The following is an 8,878-nucleotide window of genomic DNA, read 5'->3' on the forward strand; positions in this document are numbered from 1 at the left end:
TGAAGTACCTTTTGTAATTATCCTCTGAAGGATAAATGAAAATTAAGTACTTACACAAAATTTAGAACAGTCCCCATCTTTACAGGTGTTTCCTGATACTTTTATTTATTGGCGCGGAAGTTTACTTGGCGAATTCTGGCGTTTGTGGACTGCACATTGGGTACACGTTGGATGGGTTCATTTCCTTTTAAATATGATGGCATTCGCTTGTTTACCCTTTATTTTTCCACATACAAAAGCATGGCATCTTCTAAGTCTACTTTTGCTGTTGCCACCCTTTATTAGTTTGGTGTTCTACTTTTATTTACCTTATATCGAAGCTTACGCAGGTCTGTCTGGTGTCTTACATGGACTATATACAGCGGTTGCTTTGGTCTATCTGCAATATCGTAAAGAGCGAAATTTTGCTTTGCTGGTTTTAGGGTTAATTATTGCCAAACTCATATGGGAAAATACTTTTGGGCAAACAGGAACTGCTCAACTAATAGGGAGTCCAGTTTTAACTGAAGCTCATCTATATGGGGCAATTGGTGGAGCAATCTTTGGAGGATGTTATTGGATTTTCCAGAGATTAAAAAAGAAACATTGACAATACAAGCTGTTAAAAAAGAGATTTTAGTCATTCTTTATTAACAAAGTTTGATGCAAATTTGATCGTTGAATAAAGGGATTGGTAGAAGGGGGATGGATTTAACCCCTGACCAAGAAAAATTGCATGACTCAAGTCCTTATTTTTTTAGGGATTTGAGAGAACAAATTGGAATATTTATGCAAGAACATCAAGAAAAAAGATCTGGATTAGGTCTGCTGGGTTATATCTGGAACGAATGGATCTCAACATTCGTCATCCTCATTTTGCTATTAATGACGCTAATTATTGGTACCGGGGAAATGATCCACGGACAATTATTACGTATCGGGGAACGTCTTTATGGCGACCCTGCTACAGGTATGCAATATTCTTTTTTGCGTGCTGAGCCTGAAAAGCCAACTTGTGATCGACATCCAAATATCGAGGCTCAAGTAAAAGAACAAATGAAAGCGAACGCGTCTGATGATTTCGCGAGTTTCTTTGGTGCGGCATCGGAAAGTGATGTCCGTGCATCACTACTCGCAGCACAGCAACAATGTGATGAAAAATATCAGTTCTATGATAAAGCGATCACTTATATGGATGCGCATCCAAGTATCCGTACGTATCGAACGATAGAAACCTCTTTTTTTGGTCTCTTTAAATTTGGTACTGAAAATAGAGCAATGCTTTTAGTTGTGATGGTTGTATTAGCGGCAATAACGGCTACATTAAAGACACATCATATTGGTTTACGCAGTCCTGCCACTAGAATAGATTTTCGTGTTTATTCAATCGCAATGTTATTTGCCAATGGTCTTTTAACATCATCAACGATTAGCCAATACCATTCGGTAACTGGTTCGGGGGTGCCCGTAGCAATTGAAATGCAAGTGATTTATTGGTTATGGATTACTTTATTTGCGACTTTGACATTAATCAGTTTATTCCAGTTGATTAAATCTCCAACTCCGACGAAAGAAGGGGGAAATCTTGGGCTTGCTTTCTTAAGCGTACCGCTCTATGCCTATATGGCGATTATCACTGGTGTCGCATTTACTTTCTTTATGGATTACCCAATGGGGCAGGGGATTTACCTTGGCCAGTTAGTTGAGTTTTCAAGTATATTCTTAAATCTGGCTCTGTTTATTTGGGCCGGGATGTTACTTAAACAGACACGCATTGTTGATTTATTTTTAAATATCCTTCGACCTTGGAATCTTGCTCCAGAAACACTAACTTGGTTAATTCTAATTGCTGCCGCATTACCAACAGCTTATACAGGAGCTTCAGGTATTTTCGTTATTGCAGCGGGTGCAATTATTTATAAAGAAGTTTGGAATGCAGGTGGTCGCCGTCAATTTGCATTGGCAGCCACAGCTATGTCTGGTTCATTAGGTGTTGTGTTACGACCATGCTTGCTGATAGTTGTTGTTGCATCGTTGAATAAAGAAGTCACAACAGATATGTTATATCACTATGGGGTATATACATTCTTATTATCATCAACTTTATTCTTGATAGTTTCTTTATTTTTTGCTGAGCAAAAATTCCGTATCGCGCCAGTAAAAATCGCTTTCCCAAAATCTTTACGTGCTTTTGTTCTTGTATCTCCATATATTGTAATTTTTATTTTAATTTGGTTGTTTTACAAGCATGCTTTAGCAACAGATTTGAATGAGTTCACTGCACCAGTAATGATGCCCGTGATTTTATTATTAATGGTGTTATTCGATAAATTACGTAAAGAACCTGCTCCATTAGCTCCAGTAGGGCATTGGGACAGTACCTTAAATGTCTATACGGTTCCATCAGATGGTTCGCAGCCTATTCCGGCAGTCAAACCTGTTGATGATCCACGTAATCCTGAACGAAGGGTCTCTTTCCGATCAGCTTTACATACAGCAACCAGTGAAACTGTAGGACATATTGGTGCATTAGTTATCCTTATGGCATTATCTGTAAGTGTTGGTGGATTCTTAGAAAGAATTGAAATCATGGAGGCCTTCCCAACAGATATTAATAGTCTATTTGTTGTGATTTCTCTGATTGTAGTTCTGATGATATTTGTCGGTATGATTATGGATCCATTTGGTGCCGTTATTTTAATTTCAGCGACCGTAGCACCAGTAGCATACAAATACGGAATCGATCCTGTACATTTTTGGATGATTGCTTTAATTGGTTTTGAACTTGGTTATATTACTCCGCCCGTTGCTCTAAACCATTTATTAGCTAGGCAAGCAATTGGCGACGATGAGGTATCTGAAGCAGATGCAGAAGTTCGCCATAAATCGTTCTTCTACCGCTTCGAGCGATGGGTACTTCCACTAATTGTAATGGTGCCTGCAATGCTTATCATTGCTTATGCACCTTACTTCTTTAAATTATTCGGTTGGTATCACTAATCTAATGATTTGAAGTAAATATATTGATAAAAAAACACCCTCTTTAAGAGGGTGTTTTTTTGAATGATACAATATGAGTATTCTGCATTCGATAAAAATCTAATTTTCTTCTTAACATTAGAAACTAAAGATGGATAGCTTTAGCTTTTTTAGATTCTATTGAAAAACTATTGCTGTTTAAGCTGAGCTTCGAGCAATTTAACTTGTTCTTCTTTGAGTTTAGTTAATTGATCAGCATCAGCATGCTGAGCTTTTAAGGTTGCTTCCTGATCTTTTAGCTGGCGATGAATATCTTCAAGTTTAGATACTTCTTCTTTTGCTAAAGACTCTTGTGCTGGGACAGGCTCTTTAAGCACATTTTCACTGACAAGTTGCTGAGAACTTGCATTTTCAGCTAAGGGTTCAGAACTTGGTGATGGGTCAGCTGGTTTAGCAGGAGCAGGTGTCGAGACAGGTTGTGGATCAACCAGTGGTGCTGACGACTCGGTTTTTTTAAAAAACCATTGCGCTGCAAAAAAAAGCACTACGAGAATGCTTAAGCCCCCAATTAAAATCCATAATAATTTTGAGTTTTGTTTTCTTTGTAGTGGCATATTTAAGACCTTTAGTCGTGACGACGCGGCTTGAACTGTATCACCCCAATTTCATCTGGTTCAGCAGGCGTTTCAGGCTCATCAACATGAGTCGGACGATTTTCGCTATAACCGCATTCGATACATTCAATCCATTCGTCTTCTGCGGTGGTTAGCATGACAATTCGATCCATGGCTTCACATTTTGGACATTTTGCCCCAGCAATGAAACGTTTTTTCATCTTTATCACCCTAACCACACGATCAATTTAGGCCCATAGTTTAAGCGGTTTTGTTGTCATTCGTCCAACCTTGATGACGTAACAACGCGTCAATTTTAGGCTCGCGTCCACGGAAATTAACAAATGCCTCAAGTGCAGTGTCTTTTCCTCCCACAGCTAGAATTGCCTGACGGAATTCTTTACCCGTTTGAGTATTAAAAATACCTTCATTTTCAAAACGATCAAATGCATCACTTGCTAAGACTTCTGCCCATTTGTAAGAGTAATAACCTGCAGCATAACCACCAGCAAAAATATGACTAAAACTATGTTGGAAACGGTTGTAGTCGACAGTAGGAACGACTGCATACTGCTTACGAATGTCGTTTAACGTTTGCTGAATTTGCTCACTGTTCAGGGCAGGCGTTTTGGTGTGAATGGTTAAGTCAAACAATGCAAATTCAAGCTGACGTAAAGTTTGCATACCAGATTGGAAGAATCGAGCATTTAATAAAGCATCTAGTAATTCTTGTGGCAAAGTCTGTTTACTATCGATGTGTTCACTTAATACATCTAGACTTTCTTTATCCCATGACCAGAATTCCATAAACTGGCTCGGTAGTTCTACTGCATCCCAAGCAACCCCATGCGTTCCTGCAACCGAGATATTATCTACTTCGGTCAACATATGATGTAAACCATGTCCGAATTCATGGAACAAAGTAATCACTTCGTCATGAGTCAATAAAGCAGGTTGGTCACCTACTGGAGGAGTAAAATTACACACCATATAGCAAATTGGTTTTTGTAAGCCATGAAGTGTTTGCATGCGCGAGCGGAAGCCGTTCATCCATGCGCCACCACGTTTACCTGTACGTGCATAGATGTCAAAGAAGAAGCCACCAATCACTTGACCTTGGTCTTCTAATTCAAAATAACTTGCTTCTGGATGCCAGACAGGTGCTTGTCTTTCAATAATGTTAATGCCATATAGGCGCTGCACAATCTGGAATAATCCCTGAACGACTTTAGTTGCAGAGAAATATGGTTTTAATGCTTCTTGAGATAAATTAAATTGTTGCTGTTTCAGCTTTTCAGAATAGTAAGTTGTATCCCAAGGTTTAAGATCATCAACACCATCTTGTTTGGCAATTTCTTGAAGTTCTGCAACTTCTTGAAGCGCAGGAGCACGCGCATGCTCTGCTAGGTCAACCAAAAACTCATGTACTGTTTTTACGTCTGGTGCCATTTTGCTTGCAAGAGAATATTCAGCATAGTTATTGAAACCAAGTAGTTTTGCCATTTCCTGACGAAGGCTCAAAATTTCTTCCATAATTTTGCTGTTATCAAACTCAGTTTGTTCAGACTCATCAGATGCACGCGTCACATAAGCTTTATAAAGCTCTTCACGCAATTCACGGTCATCTGCATAAGTCATGATTGCAAAATATGCTGGGAAATCTAGGGTTGCGACAGCTTGGTCAAGTTCGCGTTGTTTACCATACTGTTTTAATAACTCAATATTACTTTCTGGAAGACCTTTTAACTGATCTTCGGTAAGTGGCTTAAAGTAAGCTTGTGTTGCATCAAGAACGTGGTTTGAAAAATCAGAAGAAAGCTGTGAAAGACGCGCAGAAATCTCTGCATAACGTTTTTTCTCTTCACCCTCTAAGGCTACACCTGAAAGTTTAAAGTCACGTAAAGCTAGACGAATAGCACTTTGCTGTGCAGGGCTAAGAGATGTATAACCTTGGCCATCATGGATGTGTTGATAGGTTTGATAAAGCGCCGTGTGTTGACCAAGCTGGGTGTAATATTCACTTAATGCTGGTAATAAAGATTGATAGACTTCTCTCGTTTCTGCATTGCTCATTACCGCGTTTAAATGCGATAAAACGCCCCATGATTCACTTAGATTATTTTCAAGTGTATCGACTTGCTCAAGTACGGCAAGTTGCTGAGCTGTATCTGTAGGCGCAGCTGTAAGAGTATTTAAAAATTCCTGACCTGCTTGGATCGCTTGTTGGATATCTTGTTTTAAATTTTCTAGTTCAATTTGATCAAAACGCGGAGTTGGTAAAGTCGCTTGCTGTAAAGTCATTGCTAATAGCCACATTATTTTTTAAACATGGTATTAGATGTAGGTCCTCTCAAGTCGGAAATCAAGCTTAATGTGTAAAATAACCCTTTTAAAAAGAAATAAGCCTCCAATTGGAGACTTATTTCTTAATCGTGATAATTATTTTTAACTATTCGGCCTTTGATTTTGCATTCGACTTTTTCTTTTTAGGCTTAGATTTTTTCTTCACCTTTTCTGATTTAGTCTCGGCTTTTGCTGAAGTTTTCTTACCGGATTTCTTGGTATAAGAACTTGGCTTACTTTTTTCTTTCTTTTTGTGAACAGGTCGCTCACCATCACTACTGACAGTTGGTTTACTGAAAACTTCTTCAGTCGCCTGCGTAGTAGTTTTAGTTGTACGCGGCGCACGGCAACGAACTACTCGGCCTGCATGGGTAACTTGCTTAATGAGCTGGAAGTCAATTTTACGTTCTTCCAGATTGACACCAGCAACCTGAATTTTAACTTCATCACCCAAACCAAAGACTTGACCACGATTTTGACCTACTAGATTTTGACTGGCTTGGTCATAAATAAAGAAGTCATCGCCGAGTTGGCTAATATGAATCATACCATCGACATATAAATCTTTCAGTGTCACGAATAAACCGAATTCGGTCACCGCACTTACAATACCAATAAATTCATCACCTAGATGCTGTTGCATATAGTGACATTTCAACCAAGTTGTTACGCTGCGAGATGCTTCATCAGCGCGGCGCTCTGTTTGAGAGAAATGTTCACCTGCATCATCTAGTGCCGCACCAGAGAGTGGATAAGGCTTTTGTTTCAAATGTGCTTTAATGGCGCGGTGTAACAATAAGTCTGGGTAACGACGGATTGGTGAAGTGAAATGCGTATAAGCTTCATAGGCCAAACCATAGTGCCCTGCATTTTTTGCACCATAATAAGCTTGCATCATTGAGCGTAATAAGACGGCATGAATACTCGGTGCATCAATACGATCTTTAGTTGCTTCAATTACTCTTTGATAGTCTGCTTGAGTTGGTTGGTCGGGGAAGGGTAGACCCAGTAATTTCACAAAGTCTTTTACTTTTTGAATACGTGAGAATTCAGGAGCTTCATGCACGCGGTATAACATTGGAACATCATGTTCTAATGCATATTCAGCTGCAGCAACGTTAGCAAGTAACATGCATTCTTCAATGAGCTTATGGGCTTCATTACGTGTACGTGGCAAAATTTCTTTAATCCCGCCTAGCTCATCAAAAGTCATGTAGGTTTCAATGGTTTCAAATTCCATTGCATGACGGTCGGCACGTAAATTTTTCAAAATCTGATAAAGCTGGAAAAGCGTATTTAAAGATTTATGAACATCACGGTCTTTTGGAATCGCATCTGTTGCGCCGTCAAAATATTGTGCTACCTGTGTATAGGTCAAACGTGCTTTTGAATGCATAACCGACGGATAAAAATCGTAACCAGTTACACGGCCTGTACGAGAGAGTTTCAAGTCGCAGACCATGCATAAGCGGTCTACATGAGGGTTCAGAGAACACAAGCCGTTTGACAAAGCCTCTGGTAGCATTGGTAATACAAAGTGTGGGAAGTATACCGAAGTACCACGTTCCTCAGCTTCTTCATTGAGGGCTGAGTCTAAGCGTACATAATGGCTAACATCAGCAATTGCGACAACTACACGATAACCGCCCCCTGGACGTTTTTCTGCATAAACAGCATCGTCAAAATCTCGAGCATCTTCACCATCGATCGTAACTAATGCTAAATCTCGTAAATCAATGCGGCCTTCACGATCTTGAGCGGATGGTTCTTTAAAACTTTCAGCTTCTTTTAAGACCTGATCTGGAAACTCATATGGCAAACCAAATTCAAGAATGGTTTGTGGAATGATAATTTCTGTATCGGCTTTGTCGGCCATAGATTGAATAATATGCGCCGTTGCAAACTCTTCACGAGTTGGATAGCTGTCTATTGCGACACGTAGCATATCGCCAACATTTGCTTTAGCGTGTGTTACGAGTTCTTTTTCTAAAGGAATAGGTTGGTGCTGATTTGGATTGTTGGGTTGAATAAAATATTCGCCATCGTGAACCGACAATTTACCAATTAATTGTTTAACACGATGTTGTAAAACTTCTGTGATAAAGCCCCAAGGTTTACCTTTACGGTCAACCGAAGTCTGGCGCACTCTAACTCGGTCACCATTAAATACTAAACGTAATTCACGTTCAGGAAGTAAAAGATCAGTTTGACCATCAATATGTGCCGTACCTAAACCTTTACTATTGATATAAACAGTTGCTTCATAGGTTGGTTGATCTGCCACCAACTGAAATTTAAACCCGTCTTTCATGATTTGACCGTCACGAACCATGGCACTTAAGCGGTGACTTAGAGCTTCAATACTTTTTTGGTCATGAATATTAAAATGATCTACAAGTTCTGCATGAGATTGCGGTGTCTGCAATTGTTCCAATGTATCTAAAATAAGAGTACGGCTCGGAATAGGATTGTCATAACGTTCAGCTTCAGCTTTCGCTTCGGGGTCAGCCCAGTTTTTTGTCATGTCGTTTGGTTTCACGCTTGGCAGATAAGTTTAGCATAAGTCATGCAGACCCGAACTGCACGTTTAGGTTTGCAATAATGTGTTATGCACTACAGTATTTTGATGAAGAAATAATATCTATCTTAACAAGCGTTTGATCAAAAAAGACGAAAATAATGAGAAAATTGCTTAAAAAATAATTCATTGAGCTAAAAAACAAGAAAATTTCACTATGATGACTTGAACAATAGGGTTTTAGTTTGTATTATGGCGGCTCGTTCCGGTGAGGTGGATGAGTGGCTGAAATCACTTCCCTGCTAAGGAAGCATACCTATTACTGGTATCGAGGGTTCGAATCCCTCTCTCACCGCCATTTACTTAATGCGCTCATAGCTCAGCTGGATAGAGCACTTGGCTACGAACTAAGGGGTCGGGAGTTCGAATCTCTCTGAGCGCACCA

General features: G+C 39.5%; 5 protein-coding genes, 2 tRNA genes and 1 pseudogene. 4 read left to right on the forward strand and 4 right to left on the reverse strand.

What is annotated here, in order from left to right; genetic code table 11:
* Positions 1-70: 70 nt before the first annotated feature.
* A pseudogene (rrtA, locus tag HJG58_RS18405) lies at positions 71-589 on the forward strand (rhombosortase); the annotation flags it as partial.
* 179 nt (positions 590-768) lie between these two features.
* Complete coding sequence (locus HJG58_RS18410; RefSeq protein ID WP_170249785.1) at positions 769-2,979, forward strand: TRAP transporter large permease subunit; 2,211 nt, start codon at positions 769-771, stop codon at positions 2,977-2,979.
* A gap of 167 nt (positions 2,980-3,146) precedes the next feature.
* On the opposite strand, the gene HJG58_RS18415 is transcribed toward HJG58_RS18410, so the two are convergent.
* From HJG58_RS18415 to rnr, 4 genes are all read right to left on the reverse strand, one after another.
* Entirely contained in the window at positions 3,147-3,572 is a 426-nt protein-coding gene (locus HJG58_RS18415) for a hypothetical protein (protein WP_170249786.1), read from the reverse strand.
* Positions 3,573-3,583: 11 nt separating this feature from the next.
* A complete protein-coding gene (locus HJG58_RS18420; RefSeq protein ID WP_170249787.1) occupies positions 3,584-3,793 on the reverse strand; it encodes a YheV family putative zinc ribbon protein in 210 nt (69 codons plus the stop codon).
* A 40-nt stretch (positions 3,794-3,833) separates the two neighbouring features.
* Positions 3,834-5,888 (reverse strand): M3 family metallopeptidase, encoded by a 2,055-nt coding sequence (locus HJG58_RS18425; protein ID WP_170249788.1) that lies wholly within the window; start codon positions 5,886-5,888, stop codon positions 3,834-3,836.
* A gap of 133 nt (positions 5,889-6,021) precedes the next feature.
* A complete protein-coding gene (rnr, locus tag HJG58_RS18430; protein ID WP_171545337.1) occupies positions 6,022-8,439 on the reverse strand; it encodes a ribonuclease R in 2,418 nt (805 codons plus the stop codon).
* Between the two features lie 261 nt (positions 8,440-8,700).
* On the opposite strand from rnr, the gene HJG58_RS18435 reads away from it, so the two are divergent.
* A tRNA-Ser gene (locus HJG58_RS18435) sits at positions 8,701-8,791 on the forward strand.
* Between the two features lie 10 nt (positions 8,792-8,801).
* Positions 8,802-8,878 (forward strand) — tRNA-Arg (locus HJG58_RS18440).

Origin of the sequence: Acinetobacter geminorum (genome assembly GCF_013009345.1) — a bacterium.
Lineage (GTDB): Bacteria > Pseudomonadota > Gammaproteobacteria > Pseudomonadales > Moraxellaceae > Acinetobacter > Acinetobacter geminorum.

Coding starts and splice junctions, on each gene's coding strand:
- rnr (WP_171545337.1), bottom strand. CDS start 8,439: ATGACAAAAAACTGGGCTGACCCCGAAGCGAAAGCTGAAGCTGAACGT.
- HJG58_RS18410 (WP_170249785.1), top strand. CDS start 769: ATGCAAGAACATCAAGAAAAAAGATCTGGATTAGGTCTGCTGGGTTAT.
- HJG58_RS18420 (WP_170249787.1), bottom strand. CDS start 3,793: ATGAAAAAACGTTTCATTGCTGGGGCAAAATGTCCAAAATGTGAAGCC.
- HJG58_RS18425 (WP_170249788.1), bottom strand. CDS start 5,888: ATGTGGCTATTAGCAATGACTTTACAGCAAGCGACTTTACCAACTCCG.
- HJG58_RS18415 (WP_170249786.1), bottom strand. CDS start 3,572: ATGCCACTACAAAGAAAACAAAACTCAAAATTATTATGGATTTTAATT.